Raw genomic sequence first — 25,619 nt, 5'->3', positions numbered from 1 at the left:
GGTCCTTCAGGTAGGCGACAGATCCCTTCTGGTCGGACATCGACGCAGCGCGCATTGGTGCTCCCTGGAGGTTGGTGGCGGTTTCGGGTAGTTCAGCAGGCCGTCGTCGGGTCGGGCAACCGAATAACCGGCGCTCTCACACCCCGTCCGCGGCCGGAGGAGACCTTGCGGGCGTTGACCAAGCTGGAGCAGTCGTTGCCGTCCCGGCCTGTTGGAGGCGATCGACGAGCGCACCTGCCTGCTGCACACCGGCGGCGAGTCGCTGGGGAACCTCGCCGCCTTCCTCGGCACCCTGGCTGTCGACTTCGACGTGCTCTACCCACCGGAGCTGCGTGCCGTCGTCCGGGACGTCGCGGCCCGGTTCACTCGCGCCGCCGGGTCCGCGCCGGGGCGAGTCGCGGTTCACCCCGGCGCGGACGTGGCGGTGGAGCTATGACTGCGGCACCAGCCGGAAGGACTGCGCCGCGGTGCCGTTGCAGGCGTACTGGATGAGCTGGACGCTGTCCGCCGTGGACGCGCCCGGCACGTCGAGACACTTGCCGCTGGAGCGGTTGACCAGGCGGTAGTAGCCGCCGCCCTCGGGCTCGGCCCGCCACTGCTGGTTGTTGCCGCCGCTGTAGGACCAGAGCTGGATGGGTGCGGAGTCGGCTGTCGACCGGTCGGTCACGTCGAGCACCTGGGCGCTGTTGTTGCGGTTGTTGACCCGCAGATACCCGCCGCTGGTCGGCACGAACTGGTACTGCTGCGCGGTGCTGCTGTTGCACGCGTACTGCTGGATGGCCGTGCCGTTCGCGCTGGCCGCGGCCCGCGCGTCCACGCACTTGCCGTTGCCCCGGTTGACAACCGTGTGCCAGGCGGTCGGCGAGATGCCGTCGGACGGCGGGGGCGTGGTCGGCGGGACGGTGCCGACACCGGCCAGCCAGTGCAGCCCGTCGATCAGCAACTGGTTCTGCTGCGCGCTGTCGAAGGTGGACGACAGCCCGGTGTTGGTGCTGTAGTTCATCGCGTTGTGACCGAAGTTGGCGTAGAGCATCTTGTACTGCCGGTTGCTCCAGACGAGCGGGTAGTAGCCGCCGTACCAGGACTGGTTGGGGTCCGTGCCGACCGGGAAGCTGGACGGGTCGACCGAGGCGAGGATGTCGATGTTGGGGTTCTGCCGCAGGTCGTTGCTCCAGGAGTACCACTCGCTGATCGACGACGGGAACGTTGCCGGGAGGTTCCGGGTGGCGGCGTGGGTGCGGTTGTCGGCGCGCATCGTGACCCGGGTGGGTCCCCAGGTGTTCGTCTGGAACGAGCCGGTGCCGAGAAAGGTGTTGTAGTACCAGCTCCAGCTCGACGGGTTGTCGGTCCACGCGCTGACGTGGAAGCCCAGCCACGCCCCGCCGTTCTGCATGTACTGCTGGAACGCGGCCCGCTGCGCGGTGGGCGGCGCGTCGTCCAGGAACATGACGACCTTGTACTGGGCCAGGTTGGAGGTGTTCAGCAGGCTCCAGTTGTTGGTGGCCTCCCAGGAGAAACCGTGCTGGGCGGCGGCCTGCGGGAACCAGGCCCGGGCGTCCTTGACAAAGTCGATGTGCGCGGCGTCCCAGGTGCCGTTGTAGAAGGCCAGGACCTTGAACGTCGGCGCGGCCTGCGCGCTTCGCGAGGCGCTGACAGCGACACCGGCGGTCAGCGCGACGACCAGGGCGACGAACAACGACAGGATTCGTCTGGTACGGGAGGAGAGTTCTGCGATCACCTGATCGTCCCTTCGGTGGGGACGCGCGCCGCCGCGTCGAGGTACATCTGTTCACAAGGTTTACAGATAGACGAAAGGTTATTCCTCTGACCTGATCGCGTCAATCGCCGATCGGCCGAACGGGTGGGATTCCTGCGGCAGCGGGTACCCCGGCCCGGTGACCAGCCCGGACGGCGTCGACGTCGACCAGCCGCTCGCCGTGGACGTGCCCGCCGCGCCGCACGACGCCAGTGGCGAACGCGTGCCGACCCGCGACCTCGCCGGCCTCGCGCCGCCGACCCGGTCGGCGCGCCGCTGGACCCCGAGCCGGGTGGTGGCCACCCCCGCCGCGCTCGACCACCCGCACGGCCAACGGATCGCCGAACGGGTGCGGGCACTCGGGATCGAGGTGGAACACCTGCGCGCCAACCGGCTCACCGGGGTACGCGGGCAGAACGACCGGGAAACCTATGCCCGGGCCAAGTCGACGATGGCGATAGTGGTGAGCCCACCCTCGCGGCGCGTGCTGCAACCCATCGCGCCCAGCGCCGACTGGCGGGTCGACCTGGCCGAGGGCTGCCCGGCGCACTGCCAGTACTGCTACCTCGCCGGATCCCTGTCCGGCCCGCCGGTGACCCGGGTGTACGCGGACCTCGACGACATCCTCGCCGGGCTGGCCGCGTACGCCGGGCGCGGCACGGTGACCAGCCGCAACGCGCGGCGCGCCGACGAGGGCACCACCTTCGAGGCGTCCTGCTACACCGACCCGCTCGCCCTGGAGCACCTGACCGGCAGTTGGCGGCGCGCGGTGCAGCACTTCGCCGACTGGGACGCCCCCGTGCAACTGCGCTGGACCACCAAGTACGCCGACGTGGACACCTTCGTCGGGCTGCCGCACGCCGGTCGGACCCGGGTCCGCTTCAGCGTCAACTGCGCCCCGGTGAGCGAACGGTTCGAGGGCGGCACCGCCCGGGTGCCGGACCGGTTGGCCGCGCTGCGCCGGCTCGCCCTCGACGGTTACCCGGTCGGGCTGACCATCGCGCCGATCATCGCGCTGCCGCACTGGCGGGAGCGTTACGGCGAACTGCTCGACCAGGTCCGCGCGGCGGTCGACGGGGTGCCCGACCTGGACCTGACCGCCGAGCTGATCACCCACCGGTTCACGCCGGGCAGCAAGGAGGTGCTGCTCGGCTGGTACCCGCGCACCCGGCTGGAGATGGACGAGGAGTCCCGCACCCGCAAGCACGGCAAGTTCGGCGCGGTGAAGTACGTCTACCCTCGCGAGCAGATGACCGAGCTGCGCGACTGGTTCACCGCCGAACTCACCGCCCGCGTGCCGGCCTGCCGGATCCTCTACTGGACCTGACGTCAGCCGACCGAGGAGCGGGCGACCGGGGCGGCGAAGAACGTGTCCGGGTACGGCTCGTCGCTCAGGCTGTAGTGCCACCACTCACGGTCGTAGTTGACGAACCCGGCGTCGGTCATCAGCCGCTGCAACAACCGACGGTTGTCCCGCGCCGTCCCGGTGATGCGGGGGTCGGCAGTGTGCGCCCGCGGGTCGAAACAGTCGAAGCCCGTACCCATGTCGATGCTGTTGTCGGCGAAGCGCTGCCCGCGCGGCGCGGTGCAGGCGACCAGTGGTTGCCCGACCCGGTACGGAGGTTGGCTGGCGGCGGGCTCGTCGACAAGGGTCAGGTCCAGGGTGCTGCCGCGGCTGTGCGCGGTGGGCGCGCCGATGTAACCGTCGGCGAAGAGCCGGTTCTTGGCCAGGTCCGGGTAGAACTCGGCCTTGGTCTGTTGCTCGTCGGGGCGCTTCGACCAGGCGACGAAGTCGTCCACCGCCGGTTGCGGGCGGTAGCAGTCGTACACCTTGAGGCTGTGCCCACCGGCCAGCGCGGCGTCCTCTACGCGGCGCAGGGCCTCGGCCGCCTGCCGGGTGAGCAGGCACAGCGGCTCCCGGTAGCCGGCGATCGGCCGGCCGACGAAGTTGTGCGGCGTGGCGTACCGGATGTCGGCGTGGATGCGCGGGTCGACGTCGGTCAGCACCACGAACCCGGGCAGCCGCTCGGCGGGGCTCGGCGACGGGGTGGGGCTCACCGACGTCGGCTGCGGCGTGGCGGGCACGGGCCGAGGCTCCGGCCGTGAGCAGCCGCCCAGCAGCACGGCGAACGCGAGCACGACGGCGACGCGGGTAGGCACCGGTCCTGTCTATCAGCCCCGGCCGGGCCCCGCGCCGGATCGGCCGTCGACCGGTTCGGCCACGCCCGCCGGACGAGCCGGCTCGACCAGGTCAACGGACCAGCAGCGCGTCCTGCATACGTTCGGACAGCCAGTCGCTGAACGAGTCTTCCGTCCAGCCGCAGCGCAGCACCAACGCGTCATAGTGCGCCGGGTCGTTGAAGATCCACAGAGCGTCGATCGCCCGCTCGACGTCGGAGCCTTGGCGCAGCGGACCGAGCGATCGAACCCGGTCGACCACCATCCGAGCGCCCGCGCGACGGTTGCGCAGCAGCGTCTCCCACACGTCGGCGACCTCAGCCGTCTCGTCTGCCGCCCGCCGAACGGTCTCGAAGATCCGCGCCGCGCGCCTGCCGATCAGGGTGCACACGCCGCCGTACGCGTGCAGGACGTCGGCCTGCGTGTCCGCCTCGAAGACCGGTTGGAACCAGGGTCGTTGGGCGACAGGTACCGGCTCGTCGTCGCCGGCGAGCGCCTCATCGAGGACCTGTCGTAGCAGCGCCGCCTTCGACCCGAACGTGGCGAACACCGTCGGGCGCGCGACGCCCGCGGCGACCGCCACGTCAGCCAGCGAGGTGCCGGCGTAACCACGTGCGGCGAACAAGTCGGCGGCCGCGCCGACCACCGCCCGCCGGGTACGCCGCGCACTCTCCTCACGCACCGCGGACCGGTAGCGCCGAGTCGGCTTTTCGTCCTTGACATCACCCATGGCTTCGCCATACTAGCAACATATTCGCAAGACACTGGCTAGTGAATAGACAGCATCTATCGTCGCGCCGCCGCTCGGCACGGCATCGAACTGCCACGACCACCCCCAGCACTGAATGAATCGACAGGAGGCCAGCACATGACGGACGGACAGGTTCGAGGGCGGGGTCGGTGGTCGATGTACGTCGCCGCAATTGTGCTCAGCGGCCTGACGGCCTGCGGGTCCACACGGGCGAACCAGCCGGCCACGGCGGGCGCCGACCCGTCCCGCTCGGTCGGTGCTGCGGGGATCGAGGCGAAGCCGGTCGACGCCTGCGCGTTGCTGTCCATCGACGAGGTCACGCAGGTGATCGGGGCCACGGGCGACAGTGGCCCGCAGGCAGGCAGCACCGGCGACGGTGGCAGCTCCTGCGCCTGGGAGAACCCGGACACCTACCACTCGATCACCATCGAGATCGGCAGCCCCGGCACCGCCGTCGGCGGCAACCTGCCGACCGAATCCGCGTACGGACAGACCGAAGCAGGCTCCGATGGCATCCGCTTCGCCTCGGGCGGCATCGCCGAGTTCTCCCTGCGGGACCGCGCCTGTGAGATCCAGGTCGTCACCAGGGTCACCGACAACACCGACCGGTCCACAGCGGTTCGGCTGGTCGGCCTGGTCCGCGACCGCGCCTGAGATCCGGCGCAGACAGTCCGATGAGCAGTGTCCACGCAGCTTCAGCCACCGGAGACGAGGACTGCTGCCGATCAGAGGAGGAGGTACCTGTGCGACGACTACCAATGCTCACGCTAGGCCTGTTGCTAATGGTGCCGGCGGGGTGCAGTGCCGCATCCGACCCGGCGGCGGACGGACGTCGCGATGAAGGAGAACGCCTGCAACCCTCTGTCGACGCACCGGCCAGCACCGGTGACCACGGTGACGTCACCGCGACCCCGGCACGGGCAGCCGACCCTTGCGCGTTGGTGCCGAAAGCCGCCGCCGAACGCCTGGCCGGAACACCCCTGGAGGACCCGGTCGCAGCCCCGGAGTCCTGCACCTACACCGGCCCGATCAGCGGACCCGTCGCCCAGGTCGAGGTCTACGCCGGCGCTGGGGCCAAGAAGATCCTCGACATCGACCGCGACCTCGGCCATGAACTGAAAGCCGTCGCCGGCGTCGGTGACGAGGCGTACATCGAGGACGGCGCGGTATTCGTCAACGTCGACGACACCTGGGTCGCCATCCGGCTGGTGAGCCTGGCCGACCCGGCCGCTTCCCAGCAGGCGCTGGCGAACCTGGCTCGGGACGTGGTGACCCGGTTGTGAATCCCACGACGCGGCGAACCCGTACGGTCATCGCTGCCGCGAGCGTCCTGCCCGTCCTGCTCGCCCTGACAGCATGCCGGGGCGCGAAGCCGAGCACGCCTGGCGACGACGGCGATGATCTGCGCTACGGGGCCGCGCCCGCCCCACACCCGGACGTGACCCTCCATCCGGACGTCGTCATCGTGTCCGGCGGCAGTGGCGTGGTGCGTTCGGTCACCGACGGGGGCCTGACCTGGCGACTCGACCCCGACGCCGGCAACGCCGACCGGCTGGCACCAGGCAAGGTCATGTTCGTCACCGGGCGCGGGGTGGGGCGGGTGGTCGACGCCCGGCGTGACGACCGGGACCTCGCGGTCACCATCGGCCCCGTGGACATCACCGACGTGATCCAGGACGGCGAATTCACGTCCGAACAGCCCGTCTCCCTGGCCGAGGCGGCCGCCTACCAGTTCGACGACACCTTCTGGGCCTCACCGAGCACCGAAGCGCGATCCGAACCGGCGGCGACAGCGACCCTGGGCCGCGCGCCAGCCGTGACCGGCAACGCGCTGACACGTACCGGCCTCCGGTCGAGCACCGCCGCCGCGCCGGCCACCACGGGCGCGCTGGACGTCGAGGGTCTCTGCTGCGCAGACGGGGTCGGCGCCCGCTTCTCCTACCGTCACAGTGGGCTCAACCTCTCCGGCACCATCGCCTTCGTGATGAAGCAGCCCACGGCCAAGTTCCACCTGGTGATCGACGGGTCCACGGTCACCGTGGCCGAGTTGCGGATCCACGGTGCGGCCGGGGTCCGGATCCAGGTCGACGCCACCACCACAACCGGCCAGAACGTCCATCCAGTCGCCTTCGTCCCGGTCAACTTCAGCGTGCCTATCGAAACCATATTGGGCATTCCGTTCTCCGCGACCGTTCGGCAGTCGATCGGCATCCGCACCGGTTTCAGCGCCGGGCACACCACGATCAGGGCCTCCGGCGAGTACTCGCTCGGCGGCACCATGGGTTTCGGCTACGCCGACGGCAGGTTCGGCGCACGCTGGCCCGGCGGTCTGCAGGTGAAACGCAACCTCGTCGACTCCGTCGACGGCACTTCGGTGGGGGCGAACGCACTGCTCATCGACTACGACGTGAAGTTCTTCATCGGCCTCGGCGCGGTGGTCTTCAGCGCCGGAATCTACGCCGGGCTCACCACCACGATGGGAATCACCCGAGGCTCGAGCATCGGTTTCGGCGGCCTGCAGGGCCTCGCCAACCGTGAGGGCTGCAACCGCGCCGACCTCACCATCAACGCGAGGTACGGCATCGGCTACACCATCCCGGCCCTGGTTGCGAAGGTGATCAACTTCTTCCTGAGAGTCTTCAACGCCAAACCCATCGCCGCCGAGGGCGGGATCCCCAACCCGCCGCCAGTCGTCAACCTGGTCAACCAGCACTGGGTCACGAACCGGCCGGTGTGTCAGCACTGAGATCGCCCCATCGACGGGGACCGGCCGCCCGGCGTCGCTTCTCGCAGCCGGGGTCTCATCAGGCTCCGTGCACGAACCGTGGTTGAGCCCTGAGAGCCCTTTCCCGGTGGCGGAAAGCCGGCCGACACGGAACTGCCGCGGGCCAGCGCGGCGAAAGGTAGCCGAAATATATCCGGAATACTTCCGTAACTCCGCCGAGCGCCGGAACCGACCGGGCGTGTCGTCAACCCCTATCGGTGAGGCAAGATGGCGCGAGGAACGGTGCACGCCGTTCCGGGACACACGGTGGCGACGGCATGCTGTCGCTTCCGGAGCGGTGAAGGAGACGCGGGTGGGCGCGGACGACGGACGCAGGGTGACCATCACCGCGATCGCACGGGAGGCCGGAGTCTCGGTGCCGACCGTGTCACGGGTGCTCAACGGACGCTCCGATGTGGCCCCGGACACCCGGGAGCGGGTCGAGGAGTTGTTGCGCCACCACGGCTACCGGCGTCGCACCAGCCGCAGCGTTCGCCGCGCCGGTCTCGTCGACCTGGTCTTCAACGACCTGGACAGCCCCTGGGCCGTGGAGATCATTCGCGGCGTGGAGGACGTCGGGCACGGCGCGGGTGTCGGCACCGTGGTCTCCGCGATCCACCGGCAGCCCACAGCGGCCCGGCAGTGGTTGCAGAACCTGCGCACCCGGGCCACCGACGGCGTCATCTTCGTGACCTCGCACCTGAGCCCGCCGCTGCACGCGCAACTGCGTCGCCTCAACGTGCCGGTGGTGGTCGTGGACCCGGCCGGCGTACCGGCCATGGACGTGCCCACGATCGGCGCCACCAACTGGGCCGGCGGGCTCGCCGCTACCGAACACCTGCTCGCGATCGGGCACCGGCGCATCGGTTTCGTGGCCGGGCCGACGCACCTGCTGTGCAGCCGGGCCCGGCTTGACGGTTACCGCGCTGGGCTGGAGGCCGCCGGGGTGCCGGTGGACGACGCGCTGATCTACCCGGGCGACTTCTACCACGCCTCCGGTTTCGCTGGCGGGACCGCGCTGCTCGACCTCGCCGACCCGCCGACCGGCATCTTCGCCTCCAGCGACCAGATGGCTTTCGGCGTCTACGAGGCCATCCGACGGCGCGGGCTGCGCGTGCCGGACGACGTGAGCGTGGTGGGGTTCGACGACCTGCCGGAAGCCCGCTGGGCCTCACCGCCGCTGACCACCGTGCGCCAGCCGTTGGTCGAGATGGGACGGTTGGCTGCCCGGACGGTGCTGCGCCTGGCTCAGGGCGAGGGCATCGACTCGCCCCGGGTGGAACTCGCCACCGAGTTGGTAGTTCGGGACAGCACCGCCGCCCCGCTGACCGGGTCGCCCGCCTCGGCGTGACGGCCTGACCTGCGTCGGAAACCGGTTGGACCGGTTCCGGTCAGGTTCCGAAAATTCCGGCGAGGTCGCCCTTGACCGGGAGCCACCCACGGTCGGCGCGGTGAGCGACCGACGGTCACCCACCGCGCCGCACTGTCAGTGGTGGTGGTGCCAGCGGACGGCCTTGCGGATGGTCACCGGCAGTGCGGGCGCGCCGTCGACCGGTGCCGGGTCCTCGGCGGTCGGTGCCACTCCCCCGGCGGCGATCCGGTCCAGCGTGGCCAGGCCCGCCCCGTCGACCTCGCCGAAGATCGTGTAGTTGGGGCGCAACGCGGAGTTGGCGTAGACCAGGAAGAACTGGCTGCCGTTGGTGTCCGGTCCGGCGTTGGCCATGGCCAGCACGCCACGGGCGTACACCCGGCGCTCGCCGGTCGGGTCGGTGGGCGCGGGCGGCAGGTCGGTCGGCAACTCGTCGCGGTACCGGTAGCCCGGGCCGCCCTCACCGGTGCCGGACGGGTCACCGCACTGCAGCACGCTCAGCGTCGGGTACGCGGTGAGCCGGTGGCACGGGGTGCGGTCGTAGAACCGCTTGTTCACCAGGTGCAGGAAGCTCTGCACCGTGCACGGCGCCGCGGCCCGGTCCAGTGTCAACCCGATGGGCCCGTGGTTGGTCGCCAGGGTCACCCGGACGCTGCCCCGGGCCGGGGTGCGTCGCGGGTCGGGCGGCAGCGGCACCGGCCGGGCCGCGGGTTCGTCCGGGGTCTCGGTGTACGCGCACGGGCCGTGGGTGGTGCGCGGCGGTCGGGTGGCGGCGTCGGCAGCAACGGTCGGCGCGGCGGAGACGCGCACCGGGTCGGCCGACGGGCCCGGGGCGGCGAGCGCCGTGGCGGACGAGCCGACGACCAGCGCCCCGGCGAGCACTGTCACCCCCGCGAGGCGGGTCAGGGCGCGCACCGGTCGGCGGGGTGCCGCCACTGCGGGGCGCGGTTCGAGTTCACTCGACACAGGGATCCTCCTGGACTGGTGGAGCCAGAAAGACCGGAGTCTATGGACGGCAGCGCCCGATGTCGATCCGTCAGGGCATCCGACGGCGACGCCGCCACAGCACGCCGCCCATCAACGCCACCACCGTCGCGCCGCTGACCGCGATCACCGACCAGAGCCACCCCGAGCCGGCAGGCGCGGGTCCGCTGGCCGCCGCCGGTCGGGGCGCGCCGGGTGCCGCCAGCGCGGACGGCGCCGCCGACGGGGTGGCGGTCAGCTCGCCGGGCTCGACCAGTCGACCCACGGCGGCGTCCCGCGGCAGCGTGAAGCCCCAGTCCAGGAGGGCCGCGCCCTGCTCCCAGCCGCGCACCGGTGCCGATTCGGCGCCCAGCAGGGTCACCACCAGCCGCCGCCCGCCGCGTTCCGCCGCCCCCACGTAGGTGTGCCGGGCCAGGTCGGTGAAGCCGGTCTTGCCGCCGAGCGCCCCCGGGTACCGGTAGATGAGCTGGTTCTCGTTCTGGATCTCGAAGCCCTTGGTGCGTTGCGCCGGCTGAACCGGAATCGACGCCTGCTCGGTCAGCGCGTACCGACGGAAGTTCGGTTCGGCGAAGCAGGCACGGGCGATCAGCGCCAGGTCGTACGCGCTGGTGAACTGCCCCTTGCCGTCCAGCCCGGACGGGGTGACCGCGTGCGTCTGGAGCGCGCCGAGGTGGTGGGCCTGCTCGTTCATGGCGCGTACGCCGGCGGCGCTGTCCGTTCCGCTGCCGAGTCGCGCGAGGGCGTTGGCGGCCTCGTTGCCGGAGTTGAGCAGCAACCCGAGCCAGATGGTCTCGATGGTGTACCGGCCGCCCGCGACCAGGCCCACGGCCGACGAGCCGGGTTCGATGTTCATGTCCGCGTCGGTGACGGTGACAATCTGCTTCGGGTCGAGCCTGGGCAGCATCGTGGCCGCCAGCAGGAGCTTCTGCACGCTCGCCGGTGTGCCGTACTCGTGGGGGCCGCAGCCGCCGAGCACCTGGCCGCTGTCCAGGTCGGCGACCAGCCACGACGTGGCGGTGACCCTCGGCGGCGCGGCGGCGCCGGACGGCACGACCAGGCCGGCCGTGTCCAGCGCCGCGCCGCCGATCATCCGTTGCTCGGGCACGGCGGGCGGGGGCGACGGCCGGGGTGGGCGGGACGCCGCCGGCACCGGGACCCGGGGGCAGCGCACCGTCGGCGCGGCGGACGCTCCCGTCGCACCGACCGGCACGGGAGCGAGCAGGACGGCGGACGTCGTGGCCGCCAGCAGCGCAGCTCTCATGTGCCCGACCCTAGTCAGGAGGATCGCCCGGCGGGACGGGATGCCGGTCAACTCGCGTTGCCGCGAGCGCGCAGGTAGTCGTGCAGGGCGGCACTGCCCCGCAGCCGACGCAGGCTGCGGGTGTGCAGCTCCTGCTCGCGGCGGCCCAGCTCGGCGCGGACCCGCTGGGCGCTGCCGGTGGTCCGTAGCTCGCCGAGCACCGCGGCGATGATCTCGAACGGGTACGCGCCCCGCCGCAGCAACGCGATGACCTGCGCCGCGCGTAGCTCCGCCTCGTCGTACACCCGGTAGTTGGTCCCCGGGGTGCGGCCCGGCCGCAGCAGCTCGCGTTCCTCCCACAGCCGCAGCTGTGAGGTCCGGACCCCGACCAGGGCGGCGACCTCGCCGATGCGGGCGCCGTGGCGTGGTGCGGGTCGGGTCGCCGGTGGGCTGGCCAGCACGGTCTCGAAGGCGCCGAGCACCCGGCGAATCTCGGCGCGTTCCCGGTCCAGCTCGGCATGGCCGCCGTCGAGCGCCGCCAGGGCCGCCGGCAGGTCACCAGCGTGCACCGCGGCCATGATCTCCCGGGTACGGCTCCAACCGTGCCCCTCGGCCAACCGCCGCGCCACGGTCAGCGCCCGGGCGTGCTCGGTCGTGAAGATCCGGTAGCCGCTGGCGGTGCGCCGCACCGGCGGCAGCACCCCCAACTCGACGTAGTTGCGCACCTGCTGCACCGAGATCCCGACGGTGGCCGCCAGGTCCACGGCGCGCAGCCGATCCTGCGAGGCGACGTCCACGCGAGCCACCGTACCGCTTACGACGTGATTTGAGACTTTCCCGGACGTAGCGCCGCCGCTTGCGCTCGAACTTCGCCAGAACTGTCTACATGCGGATGAATGAGACAATGGAACCCGCCAGTGCCCGGCGGGGCAAAGTCCCGCCACGATTCCGTGAAGGGTTCGCATGTCGCAGCCAGCATGGTCCGCCGCCGACAGCCACGACATGATCGAGGTACGCGGGGCGCGGGAGAACAACCTCGCCGACGTCTCGGTCGACATCCCCAAACGCCGGTTGACCGTCTTCACCGGCGTCTCCGGGTCGGGCAAGTCGTCGCTGGTCTTCGGCACCATCGCCGCCGAGTCCCAGCGCATGATCAACGAGACCTACAGCGCGTTCCTCCAGTCCTTCATGCCGAACCTCAACCGGCCGGACGTCGACTCGCTCCGCAACCTCAGCGCGGCCATCGTCGTCGACCAGGAGCGGATGGGGGTCAACTCCCGCTCCACCGTCGGCACCGCCACCGACGCGTACGCGATGCTGCGGATCCTCTTCAGCCGGCTCGGCCAACCGTCCATCGGCGGCGCCGGGGCGTTCAGCTTCAACCTGCCCGAGGGCATGTGCCCCACCTGCGAAGGGCTGGGCCGGGTCTCCGACCTCGACATCAACGAGCTGGTCGACGTCGAGCGCTCCCTCAACGACGGCGCGATCACAGTGCCCAACTTCGCTGTCGACTCCTGGTACTGGCAGACCATCGTCGGCTCCGGCCTGTTCGACCCGGACGTCAAACTCCAGGACTTCACCCCGCAACAGTGGGAGGACTTCCTGCACAAGCCGGCCACCAAGATCAAGGTGGGCAGCAACAACTGGACGTACGAGGGGCTGGCGGTCAAGGTCAAGCGGCTCCTCCTGGCCAAGGACCGCGAGTCGATGCAACCGCACATCCGCGCCTTCGTCGACCGGGCGGTCACCTTCACCAGCTGCGGCGACTGCGGCGGCACCCGACTCAACGCGGCCGCCCTGTCGTCACGGATCGCCGGGCGCACCATCGCCGACTGCTCGGCCATGCAGATCAGCGACCTGGCAGCGTTCGTCCGCACCGTCGACGACCCGGGGGCCGCGCCACTCGTCGCCAACCTACGCGACCTGCTGGACTCCCTGGTCGAGATCGGTCTGGGCTACCTCAGCCTGGATCGCGAGTCGGCGACCCTCTCCGGCGGCGAGGCGCAACGGGTGAAAATGGTCCGGCACCTCGGCTCCAGCCTCTCCGACGTCACCTACGTCTTCGACGAACCCACCGTCGGCCTGCACCCACACGACATCGCCCGGATGAACGACCTGCTGCTGCGGCTGCGCGACAAGGGCAACACCGTGCTGGTGGTGGAACACAAACCGGAGACCATCGCCATCGCCGACCACGTGGTCGACCTCGGCCCGGGCGCCGGCACCGACGGTGGCCGGATCTGCTTCACCGGAGACATCCCCGGCCTGCGCCGCTCCGACACGCTCACCGGCCGACACCTGGACCACCGGGTGACAGTGCGTCCCGACGTACGCCAACCCACCGGGCAACTCGCCATCCGCCAGGCCGACCTGCACAACCTGCACGACGTGGACGTGGACATCCCGCTCGGGGTCCTCACCGTGGTCACCGGCGTGGCCGGCTCCGGCAAGAGTTCACTGATCCACGGCTCCCTGCGCGGTCGGTCCGGGGTCGTCATCGTCGACCAGTCCGCGATCCGCGGCTCACGACGCAGCAACCCGGCCACCTACAGCGGGCTGCTCGACCCGATCCGCACCGCCTTCGCCAAGGCCAACGGGGTCAAGGCCGCGCTGTTCAGCGCCAACTCCGAGGGCGCCTGCCCGACCTGCAAGGGAATCGGCCTCATCTACACCGACCTGGCGATGATGGCCGGCGTCGCGAGCGTCTGCGAACGGTGCGAGGGGCGGCGCTTCACCGACACGGTGCTCACGTACACACTGCGCGGCAAGAACATCCACGAGGTGCTGACCATGTCCGTCACCGAGGCGCACGCCTTCTTCCCCAGCGGGGCGGCGCACCTCGTCCTCGGCCGGTTGGTCGACGTCGGGCTGGGCTACCTCAGCCTCGGCCAGCCGCTGACCACCCTGTCCGGCGGGGAGCGGCAACGACTCAAGCTCGCCATCCACCTGGCCGAGAAGACCACCACGTACGTCCTCGACGAGCCGACCACGGGCCTGCACCTGGCCGACGTGGACCAACTGCTGGCCCTGCTCGACCGGATGGTCGACGCCGGCAACACGGTGATCGTCATCGAGCATCACCAGGCGGTCATGGCACACGCCGACTGGCTCATCGACCTCGGCCCCGGCGCCGGCCACGACGGCGGCCGCATCGTCTTCACCGGCACACCGGCCGAGCTGGTCGCCACCGGCGACACCCTCACCGCCAAGCACCTGCGCGAGTACGTCAACGACCCGGCGGTGATCGGCCAGGGCTGACGCCGGTGCCCCGCCACCGGCCGGCGCACAGCGGCGACGGGTCCCGGCACGAGCGGCGGCGGTCCGGCGGGCGGCGCTCTCGCGGCGGCGTCAGGTGACGCGGCGCAGCCAGCGCCGCTGCCAAGGGGTTTCCACCGCCTTCGGGTGGTAACCGGCCCGCACCCACGGCACCGCCCGCTCGACCGGCAGACCGTCGAGGATCGCCAGCGCGGCCAGGGCCGTCCCGGTACGACCCAACCCACCCCGACAGGCCACCTCGACACGTTCACCGTCGTGGGCCCGTCGCAGCGCTTCCCGTAGGACGTCGAGGGCTTCGGCGCGGTCGAGCGGCACCCAGAAATCAGGCCAACGGATCCGCCGGTACGGCCAGGCGGGCTCCGGACCAGGTGCCAGCAGCACGGCGAAGTCGGCGGGCGAGGTCGCAGCAGCGATGCGGCGACCGCGCACCGTCGCCCCACTGGGGAGTACGAGTACGCCCGACTGCTCGGACCACGACTGTGCATCAGTCACCCGGACATTGTGCCGCGACGATCTGACAGGTGAGCACAGACAGCGCCGCCCCCGGCTGGTGGGCCGGGGGCGGCGCTGATGTCGGTGTGCAGGTCGCCTCTCGGCGAGTGGCACGACGCGGCTCCAGCCGAACGGTATTCCGCGAGGGCGATATTAGGTGAGGCCCGGGGACACTGAGTCACACCGACACCCTCCACAACCAGCCCGCCACCGCCGTTGTTCCCGCACCCCCGCCTCACCCACCCACCCGATCGCCACCCGCGCCCTCGCGCCGTGCTTCGGCCAGAATCCACGAGATCTTGGACAGTTTCCGTTCTCGCCTAACGGAAACTGTCCAAGATCTGCTGACAGCCACCGACAGCACCCGCTCTGCCGACGCTCATCCACTTCCGGGCTCGCCCGACGTCGCGGCACCCACGAGCAATGACCAACGACATGTGCCTGCCACACGCAAACGGAAGCGCCGCTGGCCGGCACCCCGTGCGGGTGCCGGCCAGCGCTCCCAGCGGCTGTACCCCTCGCCGGGGGCCGGTGGTGTGGGAACGGCGGTCAGCGTCAGCCGCCGTGGGGTGGCGGTCGGCGATCGGTGGCAGCAGGAAGGCCGCTGGCCGGCACCCCGGGTTGCGGGTGCCGGCCAGCGGTACGTGTGGTGTTGCCGTGCGGTGGTGCGGGTCAGCTGTTCCAGTGCTGGCCGACCAGGTCGGTGGCCTGCTGCTCCCACTGGGCGTAGGCGTCCGGGTAGGCCGACACCTGCACCGTCTGCGCCGCGTCGGTCAGCGCCATGTCCTGCCACCCGTCGACCTGCTTCAGACCCTTGAGGAACGCGGTGGTGGAGTACTCGGGATCGGTGATCTGCTCGGGTGTGCCCCAACCACTGGACGGGCGCTGCTGGAACAGGCCCAGCGAGTCGTGGTCATTCATGTCGCCCAGGTGGCCGAGGTTCTCCAGCTTGGACTCCTGCAGGCTCGTCGCGATCGAGATCACCGCGGCCCGCTCCGGCAAACCAGCCTTCTTCGTCGCGGCGATGATCGCCTTCACGTTGGCGGTCTGCTCGTCGTTGAGGGCGATGTGGGACTGGTCGCCCTGCGGCTTCGGCGCCGACTGCACGGCCACCGCGACGGGCTTGGCGTCGACCGGGTTGGCGTGGGCGGCGATCGGACCGGCGAACACACCACCGGCGAACGCGAGACCAGCAACAGACAACATGCTCTTACGAATGATCGTGTTCATGGGAGTAGCTCCTTCTGGGGTAGAACACCCACACCGTCAAAGGGGGAACGGCGGTGAGGGTGTGAGCACCTCGTCCGGCGCTGCACAAACAAAGGGGGAAAAAGTCTGGGGGGTGACGCCTGATCGGGCGTCAGGGTCGGCGACCTGGCGAGCGGGGGCTCGTGGCGCCGGGTCCATGTGTAACGACCGGGGGGCCGGGATCATTCCGGGGTCGGCCACCTGCCGGCACCCTCGTCTAAGCGGTGCCCGTCGGTCGTCCGTGGGGACTGCAACGACCGGGGGGAGGCTCTCATTCCGCCCTGCGCGACCCGCCCGCAAAGGCCGGGCGGCGGGCCGTGGTACTGCGAACGTCAGACTATGTAACGACCCCGGTCCGGCCATGATTCCGGCCCACGCGTGTGCCCGACCACATCCCAGAACCACCCATCAACCGACAAACCACCCACACCCCGCCGTTCGGCGGTGTCGATTCGCCCCTCACTCGAAGGTGATCCACTCGGGTTCACGGAAGTCGGGGCATCCCGGACGCCCGGACACCCCGACATCAGGAAACCCGAGTTGATCACGCCGGGCCGGCCGCAATGTCCTGCCCAGGAGCCTGGGCGGGTCAGGAGCCCAGGTAGCGCAGGATTGCGAGGATTCGTCGGCTGTAGCCCGTTGTGTGTGCGAGGTCGAGCTTGTCGAAGATGGCGTTGACATGCTTCTCGACAGCGCTCTGCGATACGTGCAGCCGCTGGCCAATGGCGAGATTTGTGTGCCCCTGGGCCATCTCGTGCAACACGTCACGTTCCCGCGGCGTGAGCCGACCGAACGGGTCGGGACGGTCCGAGCCGGCCACCACCTGACGGACCACCTCCGGGTCGAGGGCGGTGCCTCCGGCGGCCACCCGGTCGAGGGCGTCGAGGAAGTCGTCCACCTGGGCGACCCGGTCCTTGAGCAGGTAGCCGACCCCCTCGGGACGGTCCGCGAGCAGCCTCCCGGCGTAACGCCGCTCCACGTACTGGGAGAGCACGAGGACGCCGGTATCGGGCCACCGGCGACGGATCTCCAGGGCGGCCCGCAGTCCGTCATCGGTGTGGTTGGGTGGCATCCGGACGTCGGTGACGACCACGTCGGGACGGGATCGTCCGACCGCCTCGACAAGCTGGTCGGCGGTCCCGACCGCCGCGAGCACCTCGTGCTCCTCGTCGGCAAGCAGCCGCGTCAGGCCCTCACGGAGCAGCGTCGAGTCTTCGGCGAGGACTAGGCGCACGGCAGCTGCGCCAGCACGGTCGTCGGACCGCCGGCTGGGCTGGTCACCAGAAGTCGGCCGTCCAGCGCGGCGACCCGTCGCGCCAGCCCGGACAACCCGCGTCCGGTCGGTTCCGCGCCGCCGACGCCGTCGTCGTGTACGCGCATCCGGATCCACCCATCCCGTACTCCGATTTCGACGGTGACCAGGGTAGCGGCGGCGTGCTTCGCAGCGTTGGTGAGCGCCTCGCAGGCCACGAAGTACAGCACCGTCTCGACCTGCCGCTCGGGCCGGAGCGGCAGCTCGCAGCGGATTCGCACCGGCACCTCGGATCCGCGGGCGACGATGGCCAGGACCTCACCCAGATCGCTGTCGTCCAACGCTGACGGGTAGACCCGCCACGCCACCTCGCGCAACTCTTCGATGGCCCGCTGCACGTCCTCGTGTGCCTGAGAGAGCAGTGCGTGTGTGCGGTCGGCGTCGCGGGCGCGGCGGGCCCGGCCGAGCAGCATGCCGAGGGCGACCAGCCGCTGTTGAAGGCCGTCGTGCAGGTCGCGTTCGATGCGCTGCCGTTCGGCGTCGACGGCGGCGATGACTCCGGCCCGACTGGTGGTCAGCTCGTGGACCCGGCGGGTCAGCTCGGCCCGACTTCCCGCGCCGAGCAGTCGTCGCGCCAGCCAGATGTCCAGCGCGGCGATGCTGGCGACGGCCTGAACGTTGAGCAGTAACAGCACCGCCCCGACGGCGACCTGGGACAGGGCGTCGAGAACAGTCAGGTCTCCGCGCACGGCCGCGCGCAGCACGATCCCGGCCAGCACCACACCGACGCCGAGCACGGCGTACGCCAGCAGACCGAGCGCGCCGGGCAACAGTCGGGCGGCCAGGTAGCCGAGCTGCCGCCGGGTCGCCACGGTGTGCGGCACGGGCAGATCCTCCGTGGCGAGCAGCCCGGCGAGGCGGCGGTGTTCCATCCGTACGAGCCGCCCGCCGTACCTGCTGGTCAGGCCGGTAACCCGACGGCCCGCCGCAGGCGCGACCGCGAACACACTGCAGGCTGCGAACGCGACGGCGAGGAAGGCGAATTCGACGACGGCCGTCGCGACTCCGACGGCGACACCGAGCGGCAGCCGGAGCCGAAGCAACCACCTGCCGGTCCGCCGCTCCCCCACCACCTCGCCCGCCTTCCGCAGCAAGCCTGCTCCCGCTTGCTCCGCTTCGTGTGACGCGCCCGCCGCAGGCGCACGTTTCATGCAGGGCGTCAGCACGCGACGCCGGTGCAGTCTGGGGTGCAGAGCAAAGGCAAGGAACAAGGAAACCAGAAGGGCTGGCTAGCGCTCGTCCGACGCCCACGATCCGCTTCGGTAGAGGGTGCCGCGACCGCCCGGGTCGGGCATCCCGTTCAGTGCGCCCTGCTCGGGCTCTGTCGGCTCGGGGTTGCGGGCAGCGCGGCGGGCCTTCAGCACGCGGGACCCGACGAACCAGGCGGCCGCCGCCGCGCAGACGACGATCACCACCTTCTGGAGCATGCCGGCGTAGCCCTCGACGAGATGCCAGTTGTCACCCAGCAGGTAACCGGCGAGCACGAACGTGGCGTTCCAGATCAGGCTGCCCAGCGTGGTGTAGAGCAGGAACGTGCTCACCGGCATCCGCTCAACCCCCGCCGGGATGGAGATCAGGCTTCGGAAGATCGGGATCATCCGGCCGAAGAAGACGGCCTTCACACCGTGGCGCAGGAACCACGCCTCGGTCCGGTCCACGTCGCTGAGCTTGACCAGTGGAAGCCGGGAAACGATGTTGCGCATCCGGTCGCGCCCCAGGGCCGCGCCGATCAGGTAGAGCGCGAGCGCGCCCACCACCGAACCCAGCGTGGTCCAGAAGATCGCACCGACCAGACTCATCCGTCCCTGCGCGGCGACGAACCCGGCCAGCGGCAGGATCACCTCACTGGGGATCGGCGGGAAGAGGTTCTCCAACGCCACTGCCAGGCCAGCGCCCGGTCCGCCGAGTCGTTCCACCAGGTCAGTGACGTAGCCGACGATCCCGTCCTGTGGTGGCTCCGCTGCGGCGGCGGGGGTTCCGGTGGCGAACACGGCGTGGGACGTTCGAATCATGCGCCCACGTTACGAAGTCATCCTGAGAGCCGACCATGGGGCCGACCGCCCGACCGCGCGGGTCGACCACACCGGTGGGGGTGCGGAAAGCCGCACCCCGCTGCGGCTCGCGGTGGTCCAGCCGCCGTGCGTACCCCTGGATGTCGCGGCAAACGCACGGGCGCACGCCGCCGCGGTCCGCGCGGCGCGCGCCCGGGTGGTGGTCTTTCCGGAGCTGTCGCTGACCGGGTACGAGTTGGACGCGCCGGTCGTGTCGGTCGACGACCCGCGGTTGGCGCCGCTGGTCGAGGCGTGCGCCGAGGCGGGTGCGCTGGCCCTGGTCGGTGCGCCGGTCACCGGCGACCACATCGCGATGCTGGCCGTGACCGGTGGCGGTGCGACGGTGGCGTACCGGAAGATGTGGCTGGGGGACGCGGAGGCCCGTCGGTTCCGGCCCGGCGACACCCCGGTCGTGCTCGATGTGGACGGTTGGCGGGTGGGGCTGGCGATCTGCAAGGACACCGGCGTGGCCGCGCACGCGGACCGGACGGCCGCGCTCGGGATCGACGTGTACGCGGCGGGCGTCCTGGAGTCGGCCCGCGACGCGGCAGTGACAGACCAGCGGGCGCACCGGATCGCCGCCGCGCACCGGGTCTGGGTGGCGGTGGCGAGCTTCGCCGGGTCGACCGGCGGTGGCTACACCGAGGCGGCGGGGCGGTCGGGCGTCTGGACGCCGGACGGCGAAGAGTACGCCCGCGCGGGCACCGACCCGGGCGAGTCGGTCAGCGTCAACCTCACGTCCCCCGACCGGGGCGGCGGGCGCGGTTAAGGTGACGTAATGATCTCCGGACGAGTCGTGCAGCTGCGGCGGTACCCGGTGAAGTCGCTGCTCGGAGAGCGGACCTCGGCCGCCGACATCGGCGCGACCGGTATCGCGGGTGACCGCGTGCTGGCCCTGCTGGATCAGACAAGTGGGCGGGTGGCCAGCGCCAAGCAACCCCATCGCTGGCGCGGCCTGCTCACGCTACGAGCGACCGGCGGGGTGACCGATCCGGTACGGATAACCCTGCCCGACGGTCGACACCTGTCAAGCGAGGACCCCGGCATCGACACGGCGCTGAGCGCGGCGGTGGGCCGCCCGGTGACCCTCGTCGACGCCGTACCGCCCGGTGCCACCCTGCTGCGGTCCCACCCGGAGGCGGTGCTCGCCGCCGGCCTCACCGAAGAGGTCCTGGCCGACGAGAGCCGGCTCGGGTCGGTTCTGCCCGGGACCTTCTTCGACTTCGCTCCGATCCACCTGGTCACCACCGCGACCCTGGATCGGATCGCCGGGCACCTACCGCCTGGGGCGGGGACTGTGGAGCGCTACCGGCCCAACCTGGTGCTCGACACGGACACGGACGCCTTCGCCGAGAACGACTGGGTCGGTCGGGAACTGCGCGTCGGCCGGGGCCTGGTGCTCGCCGTGCTGGCCCCGACGCCGCGCTGCGCGGTGCCCACGCTCGCGCACGGCCCGCTGCCCCGCGAGACCGAGGCGCTGCGGGCTCCCGCCCGACTCAACCGGATCGAACCGCTGCCCGGAATGGGTCCCCAGCCGTGTGTCGGCGCGTACGCCACAGTGCTCCGGTCCGGGCGGGTGGCGGACGGCGACCACGTTACGGTCTGCCCATGAGTACCGTCCCCTCCCGACTGTCCGTGGTCACACTGGGAGCACGCGACGTCGCCGCGCTGCGGTCGTTCTACCGGTCGTTGGGGTGGCCCGAGCTGCCGGCCAGTGACGACGGCTGGTCGGCCTTCCTGCTGGGTGGTGTGCTGTTCGCGCTCTACCCGCTACCCGAGTTGGCCGCCGAGGCGGCACCGGGCGTGCCCCTGCCGGCCGGTGGCTGGTCGGGGGTCACCCTGGCCTGCAACGTCGACAGCCCCGACGAAGTCGATACAGCGTTCGAAGCCGCCGTCGCGGCGGGGGCGACGGTGGTGGCGCAGCCGACCGACCGGTCCTGGGGTGGGCGCTCCGGCTACATCGCCGACCCGGAGGGCAACCGGTGGGAAATCGCCTGGGCGGGCACCGCCCGCTTCGACGAGCGCGGCGCTCTTCTCTCCTTCGGCTGAATGTGCTGTTTGCGCGGCGGCAACGACCTTGGAATGCTTCGGGAATGACCTCCTTTCCTCCGACCTTCGACGATGATGTCGTCGGCCAGTCAGCCCAGAGGCAGTTCGAGGCGTTCATCGACGAGCACCGCAGAGCACTCAACGGCTACCTGGACGGGCTGACCGAGGAGCAGGCACGGCGGTCGTTGGTGCCGTCCCGGACGACGCTGCTGGGTCTGGTGAAGCACGCCGCGTTCGTGGAGAAGGTCTGGTTCGACGAGGCCGTCACCTGCCGGCCCCGCTCCGAGATCGGCATCCCGGCCACGCCGGACGAATCGTTCATCCTGGACGACGGCGACACGATCGCCGCCGTCCAGCGCGCGCACCGGGACGCCTGCGAAGCCTCCCGCCGCGCCACGTCCAACCTGGGCCTTGACGACCTGCTTCGTGGCAACCGGCGTGGCCCGCTGCCGCTGCGCTGGGTCTACCTGCACGTGCTGCGCGAGATGGCGCAGCACTGCGGGCACGCGGAGATCCTGCGCGAGCAGATCCTGGCCGCCGAATAGCGTCGCCCCATCCGGCCATCCGCCCGTCCGCCCGCCGTCGTCCGAGACACCGAACTCGGTCCGGCCCGGCGGTACTGGATCACGCTCTGGCCCACCCCCCGGTGTCGGCGAAGCGACGCAGCGTCCAGCGGGCCGGCGGCCAGCCGCCGGGGTCGTGGTCGGTGGTCCATTCGGTGATCGAGGCCGGGGGCACGTCCAGGTCGAACGCCCGGAAGACCGGCTGTGCGCCGAGCGCGTGAAAGGCGCCCTCGACGGTTTCGCTGTGGCCGACCAGGACCACTGTGGAGCCCCGGTGCCGGTGGGCGATCTCCATGATCGCGCGGCTGACGCGGACCACCAGTTCGGCCCAGCTCTCGTTGCCCTCCTCGAACGGTCGGAACACGCCGCCGCCCGCAATCGCATGGTCGGTACGGAAGAGGGAGGTCGGCAGGCCGTCGGCGTACGGGGGTGTGTGCCAGGTGCAGAGACCACAGTCGGCCACGGGCCGGACGCCGAACGCCGCGCCGATCGGTTGCGCGGTCTCGACGGCCCTGCGCAGCACGGACGAGTAGACCGCCACCGGCCCGTCGGCGGCGATGTCGCCGGTGAGCCGGTTGGCCAGGTCGTGTGCCTGCTCGTGGCCGAGGGCGGTGAGGCCCCGACAGCCACGTGGCCCACCGATGATTCCTTCGAGCTGGTGGACCGACTCGCCGTGTCGCACGAAGATCAGACGTGTCCGCATCGGGACATCATGCCAGCGGTATCGACGGAGGTATCAGTCGTCCGTACGGCTGGTGGAGAAGGTGCCGGTCCGGGCGAGCAGAGCGTCCAGTTTCTCGCCCGTCTGGGCTGGTAGGCGGTCCCGCCGCACCAGCTCGGCGATGCGGTCCCGTAGGTCGGCGACGCGCTCGGCGCGGTCCCTGGTGCGGCGGTTGAGGTCGGCCAGGTCGTCACGCAGGTCTTCGGCGGTCTTCCGGTCGATGTCACCGCGGGCCACCGCGGTGGCGAGGACGGTGGCGAACTCGCTGCTCACCTCGCGGAAGCTGACCGGTACCTGCTGCCCGACGGTTGAGGGCGCGGTGCTGGCGGCGGTGGGTGGCGAGGACGGTGCGGCCGGCGTCGGCGAGTGTGTCGTGGGCGCGGGGGCCGGGGAGGAGGTCGACGGCGCGGCGGCGATCTCGGTCGGATCGGGTGTGCCCGGGTTGCCGAGCGGATTCTGCGCGATCAGGGCGCCGACGCCGATCAGCACGGCGAGCACGGCCGCGACGAGCACGCCGAGGGGCCGACGCGACCGGCGTCGGGGCGGTGCGGCGCTCGCTGGGGCGGGGCGAGCCACCACCGATCTGTCGATCAGGGTGGGCGGGTGGGCGGCCGGCCGGATGCGCAGCAGCTCGGTGGGCGGCTCGACCGGCTGACCGGCGCCGAAGCGGCGGGCCAGATGCGCGGCGCTCGGCCGGTCGGCCGGGTTGGCGGCCAGGCAGGCCACGGTCAGCTCGGCGATGTCGGCGGGAAGGCCGGGCACTCGCAGCGGCGGCACCGGGGTGCCGCGCCGGTGCACCTCCAGCGCGTCCTCCCAGCTCTGCACGGGTAGCGGCGCTCGCCCGGTGAGGGTGCGGTAGAGCAGTGCGCCGAGGGCGTACACGTCGCTCGCCGGGTCGGGCGGGCCGGCGGTCAGCCGTTCCGGGGCGAAGTAGGCGGGGGTGCCCATCAGCGGTTCGCCGGACTGGCTGTCGAGGCCGCCGAGCGCGGCGATGCCGAAGTCGAGCACCTTGGCGCCGGTGTCGGTGAGCATGACGTTTCCGGGCTTCACGTCGCGGTGCACGACGCCGATGCGGTGCGCGGCGGCCAGCGCGGCGGCGATCTGCCCGGCCACCCGGACCGCCTCCGGCCAGGGCAGCGGCCCGGTCCGCAGCCGGTCGGCCAGGTTGTGGCCGTCGACGAGCTCCATCACCAGGTACGGGACCACGACGCCGCCGGCCAGTGTCGCCTCGGCGTAGTCGTACACCTGGGTCACGTGTGGGTGGGTCAGCCGGGCGGCCGCGCGGGCCTCGCGTTGGATGGTGGCCCGCAGTTGTGGGTCGGTGGCGAACTGCCCGGCGAGCACCTTGATCGCCACCGGCCGGCCGAGCACCTCGTCGTCGCCTCGCCACACCTCGGACATGCCACCGAGACCGATCCGCTCGTGCAGTACGTAGCGGTCGTGGAGGCGGAGAGTGGGCGTGAGCGGCGACATAACTTCACCAGTCTGCCTGGCAACACCGCAGTCGACCACTCTGCGTGCCCGGACCCACACTGTTCGTCCCGTGCGTACCGGAATGGGATTGGTGCGGGTCAGGAGCAGCGCGGGGTGCCGGGCAGCGGTCGCGGTTGGATGCGGTCGGCGAGCCGGCGCAGGGCGAGGGCGGTGGCCTGCCGGGTCGGGGCGAGCAGGGCTCGGCGGGGGTGTTCGACCTGGACCGGCGCGTCCGGTCGGGCCGAGTTGACGTGCCGGTTCATGGCGTCGAGCGCGGTGATGTATCCGGTGGGAAGTTCCATGGTCAACTCCTTGGGACCGGTCCGGTGGATTGCCGGACGACGAGTGCGGTGGGCAGCAGCACGTGACCGGCCGCGGCGTCCGCGGGCGGGTCGAGCAGCAGTTCGGCGGCGATGCGGCCCTTTTCCTCGGCCGGTTGCCGGACGGTGGTGAGGCCGGCAGCGGCGGCCTCGGGGACGTCGTCGAAGCCGGTCACCGAGACGGGGGGACGATCATGGGCCGGCCGTGCGGCCAGGGCGTCCAGCACGCCGAGCGCGAGGACGTCGGAGCCGGCCAGCACGGCGGTAGGCGGTGCGGGTTGGTCGAACAGCCCGGCGACGGCTGCGGCTGCCGCCGGGCGGCTGTTGCCGGGGACGTTGACAAGTGTCAGCTCGGCCCAGCCGACGCCGACCTCGGCGAAGGCGTCGGCGAACCCGCTGAGCCGACCTCGGGTGGTCGGATGCGGCACCTGGTCGACCCCGGCCACTGTGAGCGGGCCGGCTGGCGCGTCGGGCAGCACGGAGTCGGCGAGCAGCGCCACCCGACGGTGCCCGAGCCCCGCTACGTGCGCGGCGGCGCTGTGTGCGGCGGCCCGCTCGTCGATGCCGACGAACCGTTCGTCGGCGCCGGCGTCGTCGCGTGCGGCGGTGCTGACGAACGGCAGCCCGCGTTGGCGGATCACGTCGAGGGCCCACTCTTCGTCGGCGACGCAGTAGACGCAGAACCCGTCGACGGCGGCGTTCTCCACCGCCTGCCGGGCGTCGGTCACCGCCGGTGGCAGCGGCACCAGCAGCATGCTGGTGCCGTGCCGCTCGGCCGCCGCTCCGACACCGGCGAGGAAGCGGACCGCGAACGGGTCGGTGAAGGCGTACGACAGTTGCGAGGTGAACAGCACCCCGATCGACCCGACGAAACCTCGGCGCAGGGAGCGCGCGGTGGGGTTGGGGCCGGGGTACCCGAGTTGCCGGGCGGCGTCCAGGATCCGCTCGCGCAGGGCGGCGGAGAGCTGGTCGGGGCGGCTGTAGGCGTTTGACACGGTGCTGCGCGAGACGCCGACGGCGTCGGCCACGGCTTGCAGTGTTGGCTTCACCGGCACCTCTCTGTATCGATCCA

26 protein-coding genes are annotated in these 25,619 nt (G+C 71.3%); 11 read left to right on the top strand and 15 right to left on the bottom strand.

Annotated elements, in window-relative coordinates; translation table 11 throughout:
- Positions 1-211 precede the first annotated feature (211 nt).
- Positions 212-436 carry a hypothetical protein gene (locus ACLQ3F_RS29035; RefSeq protein WP_425852683.1) on the top strand — a complete coding sequence of 75 codons (225 nt, stop codon included), beginning with the start codon at positions 212-214 and terminating at the stop codon, positions 434-436.
- On the opposite strand, the gene ACLQ3F_RS29030 is transcribed toward ACLQ3F_RS29035, so the two are convergent.
- Positions 431-1,738 (bottom strand): RICIN domain-containing protein, encoded by a 1,308-nt coding sequence (locus ACLQ3F_RS29030; RefSeq protein ID WP_425852681.1) that lies wholly within the window; start codon positions 1,736-1,738, stop codon positions 431-433. The genes ACLQ3F_RS29035 and ACLQ3F_RS29030 overlap by 6 nt on opposite strands.
- A 157-nt stretch (positions 1,739-1,895) precedes the next feature.
- Between ACLQ3F_RS29030 and ACLQ3F_RS29025 the strand changes: the two genes are divergently transcribed.
- On the top strand, positions 1,896-3,083 hold the full coding sequence (locus ACLQ3F_RS29025) for a spore photoproduct lyase family protein (protein WP_425852680.1): 1,188 nt from the start codon (positions 1,896-1,898) through the stop codon (positions 3,081-3,083).
- A gap of 2 nt (positions 3,084-3,085) precedes the next feature.
- Here ACLQ3F_RS29025 and ACLQ3F_RS29020 read toward each other — a convergent pair whose 3' ends face one another.
- Together ACLQ3F_RS29020 and ACLQ3F_RS29015 are read right to left on the bottom strand one after the other, a co-directional pair.
- Positions 3,086-3,916 (bottom strand): M15 family metallopeptidase, encoded by an 831-nt coding sequence (locus ACLQ3F_RS29020; RefSeq protein ID WP_425852679.1) that lies wholly within the window; start codon positions 3,914-3,916, stop codon positions 3,086-3,088.
- Positions 3,917-4,007: 91 nt separating this feature from the next.
- Positions 4,008-4,616, bottom strand: coding sequence for a TetR/AcrR family transcriptional regulator (locus ACLQ3F_RS29015; RefSeq protein ID WP_425852678.1), 609 nt, complete (start codon positions 4,614-4,616; stop codon positions 4,008-4,010).
- 186 nt (positions 4,617-4,802) lie between these two features.
- Here ACLQ3F_RS29015 and ACLQ3F_RS29010 point away from each other — a divergent pair, with 186 nt between their 5' ends.
- The 4 genes from ACLQ3F_RS29010 to ACLQ3F_RS28995 all read left to right on the top strand — a co-directional run bounded on the left by ACLQ3F_RS29010 (position 4,803) and on the right by ACLQ3F_RS28995 (position 8,800).
- Positions 4,803-5,339 carry a hypothetical protein gene (locus ACLQ3F_RS29010; RefSeq protein WP_425852675.1) on the top strand — a complete coding sequence of 179 codons (537 nt, stop codon included), beginning with the start codon at positions 4,803-4,805 and terminating at the stop codon, positions 5,337-5,339.
- Positions 5,340-5,623: 284 nt separating this feature from the next.
- Positions 5,624-5,968 (top strand): hypothetical protein, encoded by a 345-nt coding sequence (locus tag ACLQ3F_RS29005; protein ID WP_425852673.1) that lies wholly within the window; start codon positions 5,624-5,626, stop codon positions 5,966-5,968.
- Complete coding sequence (locus ACLQ3F_RS29000) at positions 5,965-7,431, top strand: hypothetical protein (protein WP_425852672.1); 1,467 nt, start codon at positions 5,965-5,967, stop codon at positions 7,429-7,431. The genes ACLQ3F_RS29005 and ACLQ3F_RS29000 overlap by 4 nt, the downstream gene beginning before the upstream one ends.
- A gap of 331 nt (positions 7,432-7,762) precedes the next feature.
- On the top strand, positions 7,763-8,800 hold the full coding sequence (locus ACLQ3F_RS28995; RefSeq protein ID WP_350864793.1) for a LacI family DNA-binding transcriptional regulator: 1,038 nt from the start codon (positions 7,763-7,765) through the stop codon (positions 8,798-8,800).
- A 135-nt stretch (positions 8,801-8,935) separates the two neighbouring features.
- On the opposite strand, the gene ACLQ3F_RS28990 is transcribed toward ACLQ3F_RS28995, so the two are convergent.
- The 3 genes from ACLQ3F_RS28990 to ACLQ3F_RS28980 all read right to left on the bottom strand — a co-directional run bounded on the left by ACLQ3F_RS28990 (position 8,936) and on the right by ACLQ3F_RS28980 (position 11,839).
- The gene (locus ACLQ3F_RS28990) at positions 8,936-9,784 is read right to left on the bottom strand and encodes a peptidylprolyl isomerase (RefSeq protein WP_425852671.1); all 849 of its coding nucleotides are present in this window, start codon (positions 9,782-9,784) and stop codon (positions 8,936-8,938) included.
- A gap of 70 nt (positions 9,785-9,854) precedes the next feature.
- The gene (locus tag ACLQ3F_RS28985; protein WP_425852669.1) at positions 9,855-11,063 is read right to left on the bottom strand and encodes a D-alanyl-D-alanine carboxypeptidase family protein; all 1,209 of its coding nucleotides are present in this window, start codon (positions 11,061-11,063) and stop codon (positions 9,855-9,857) included.
- A gap of 47 nt (positions 11,064-11,110) precedes the next feature.
- Entirely contained in the window at positions 11,111-11,839 is a 729-nt protein-coding gene (locus ACLQ3F_RS28980) for a MerR family transcriptional regulator (RefSeq protein ID WP_425852667.1), read from the bottom strand.
- 166 nt (positions 11,840-12,005) lie between these two features.
- Between ACLQ3F_RS28980 and ACLQ3F_RS28975 the strand changes: the two genes are divergently transcribed.
- A complete protein-coding gene (locus ACLQ3F_RS28975) occupies positions 12,006-14,300 on the top strand; it encodes an ATP-binding cassette domain-containing protein (protein WP_425852665.1) in 2,295 nt (764 codons plus the stop codon).
- A gap of 90 nt (positions 14,301-14,390) precedes the next feature.
- Here ACLQ3F_RS28975 and ACLQ3F_RS28970 read toward each other — a convergent pair whose 3' ends face one another.
- The 5 genes from ACLQ3F_RS28970 to ACLQ3F_RS28950 all read right to left on the bottom strand — a co-directional run bounded on the left by ACLQ3F_RS28970 (position 14,391) and on the right by ACLQ3F_RS28950 (position 19,382).
- Complete coding sequence (locus tag ACLQ3F_RS28970) at positions 14,391-14,810, bottom strand: protein-tyrosine phosphatase family protein (RefSeq protein WP_355009134.1); 420 nt, start codon at positions 14,808-14,810, stop codon at positions 14,391-14,393.
- Between the two features lie 672 nt (positions 14,811-15,482).
- Entirely contained in the window at positions 15,483-16,040 is a 558-nt protein-coding gene (locus ACLQ3F_RS28965; RefSeq protein ID WP_425852663.1) for a hypothetical protein, read from the bottom strand.
- 607 nt (positions 16,041-16,647) lie between these two features.
- Positions 16,648-17,292 carry a response regulator gene (locus ACLQ3F_RS28960; RefSeq protein WP_425852662.1) on the bottom strand — a complete coding sequence of 215 codons (645 nt, stop codon included), beginning with the start codon at positions 17,290-17,292 and terminating at the stop codon, positions 16,648-16,650.
- Positions 17,283-18,464, bottom strand: a complete 1,182-nt coding sequence (locus ACLQ3F_RS28955) for a sensor histidine kinase (RefSeq protein ID WP_425852660.1) — start codon at positions 18,462-18,464, stop codon at positions 17,283-17,285. Before ACLQ3F_RS28955 ends, ACLQ3F_RS28960 begins: the two co-directional genes overlap by 10 nt.
- A gap of 135 nt (positions 18,465-18,599) precedes the next feature.
- The gene (locus ACLQ3F_RS28950; RefSeq protein WP_425852659.1) at positions 18,600-19,382 is read right to left on the bottom strand and encodes a DedA family protein; all 783 of its coding nucleotides are present in this window, start codon (positions 19,380-19,382) and stop codon (positions 18,600-18,602) included.
- Here ACLQ3F_RS28950 and ACLQ3F_RS28945 point away from each other — a divergent pair.
- From ACLQ3F_RS28945 to ACLQ3F_RS28930, 4 genes are read left to right on the top strand one after another with little or no spacing between them, the layout of a single operon-like run.
- A complete protein-coding gene (locus ACLQ3F_RS28945; RefSeq protein ID WP_425852657.1) occupies positions 19,381-20,190 on the top strand; it encodes a carbon-nitrogen hydrolase family protein in 810 nt (269 codons plus the stop codon). The two genes, ACLQ3F_RS28950 and ACLQ3F_RS28945, sit on opposite strands and share 2 nt — an antisense overlap.
- Positions 20,191-20,199: 9 nt before the next feature.
- Positions 20,200-21,033: an MOSC domain-containing protein gene (locus tag ACLQ3F_RS28940; RefSeq protein ID WP_425852654.1), complete on the top strand. Its 834-nt coding sequence runs from the start codon at positions 20,200-20,202 to the stop codon at positions 21,031-21,033.
- Positions 21,030-21,470: a VOC family protein gene (locus ACLQ3F_RS28935; protein ID WP_425852652.1), complete on the top strand. Its 441-nt coding sequence runs from the start codon at positions 21,030-21,032 to the stop codon at positions 21,468-21,470. The genes ACLQ3F_RS28940 and ACLQ3F_RS28935 overlap by 4 nt, the downstream gene beginning before the upstream one ends.
- Positions 21,471-21,514: 44 nt before the next feature.
- Positions 21,515-22,015, top strand: a complete 501-nt coding sequence (locus ACLQ3F_RS28930) for a DinB family protein (protein WP_425852650.1) — start codon at positions 21,515-21,517, stop codon at positions 22,013-22,015.
- 79 nt (positions 22,016-22,094) lie between these two features.
- Here the strand turns inward: ACLQ3F_RS28930 and ACLQ3F_RS28925 are convergent, their stop codons facing one another.
- The 4 genes from ACLQ3F_RS28925 to ACLQ3F_RS28910 form a co-directional block, all read right to left on the bottom strand.
- Positions 22,095-22,736: a histidine phosphatase family protein gene (locus ACLQ3F_RS28925; protein WP_355009995.1), complete on the bottom strand. Its 642-nt coding sequence runs from the start codon at positions 22,734-22,736 to the stop codon at positions 22,095-22,097.
- 33 nt (positions 22,737-22,769) lie between these two features.
- Positions 22,770-24,227: a serine/threonine-protein kinase gene (locus tag ACLQ3F_RS28920; protein WP_425852649.1), complete on the bottom strand. Its 1,458-nt coding sequence runs from the start codon at positions 24,225-24,227 to the stop codon at positions 22,770-22,772.
- Between the two features lie 98 nt (positions 24,228-24,325).
- The gene (locus ACLQ3F_RS28915) at positions 24,326-24,529 is read right to left on the bottom strand and encodes a hypothetical protein (RefSeq protein ID WP_170158647.1); all 204 of its coding nucleotides are present in this window, start codon (positions 24,527-24,529) and stop codon (positions 24,326-24,328) included.
- A gap of 2 nt (positions 24,530-24,531) precedes the next feature.
- Positions 24,532-25,575, bottom strand: a complete 1,044-nt coding sequence (locus ACLQ3F_RS28910; RefSeq protein WP_425852646.1) for a substrate-binding domain-containing protein — start codon at positions 25,573-25,575, stop codon at positions 24,532-24,534.
- Between the last annotated feature and the right edge of the window lie 44 nt (positions 25,576-25,619).

Origin of the sequence: Micromonospora sp. DT15, assembly GCF_049841475.1 — a bacterium.
Taxonomy (GTDB): domain Bacteria; phylum Actinomycetota; class Actinomycetes; order Mycobacteriales; family Micromonosporaceae; genus Micromonospora.
This window is presented reverse-complemented; position numbering and strand designations above follow the sequence as displayed.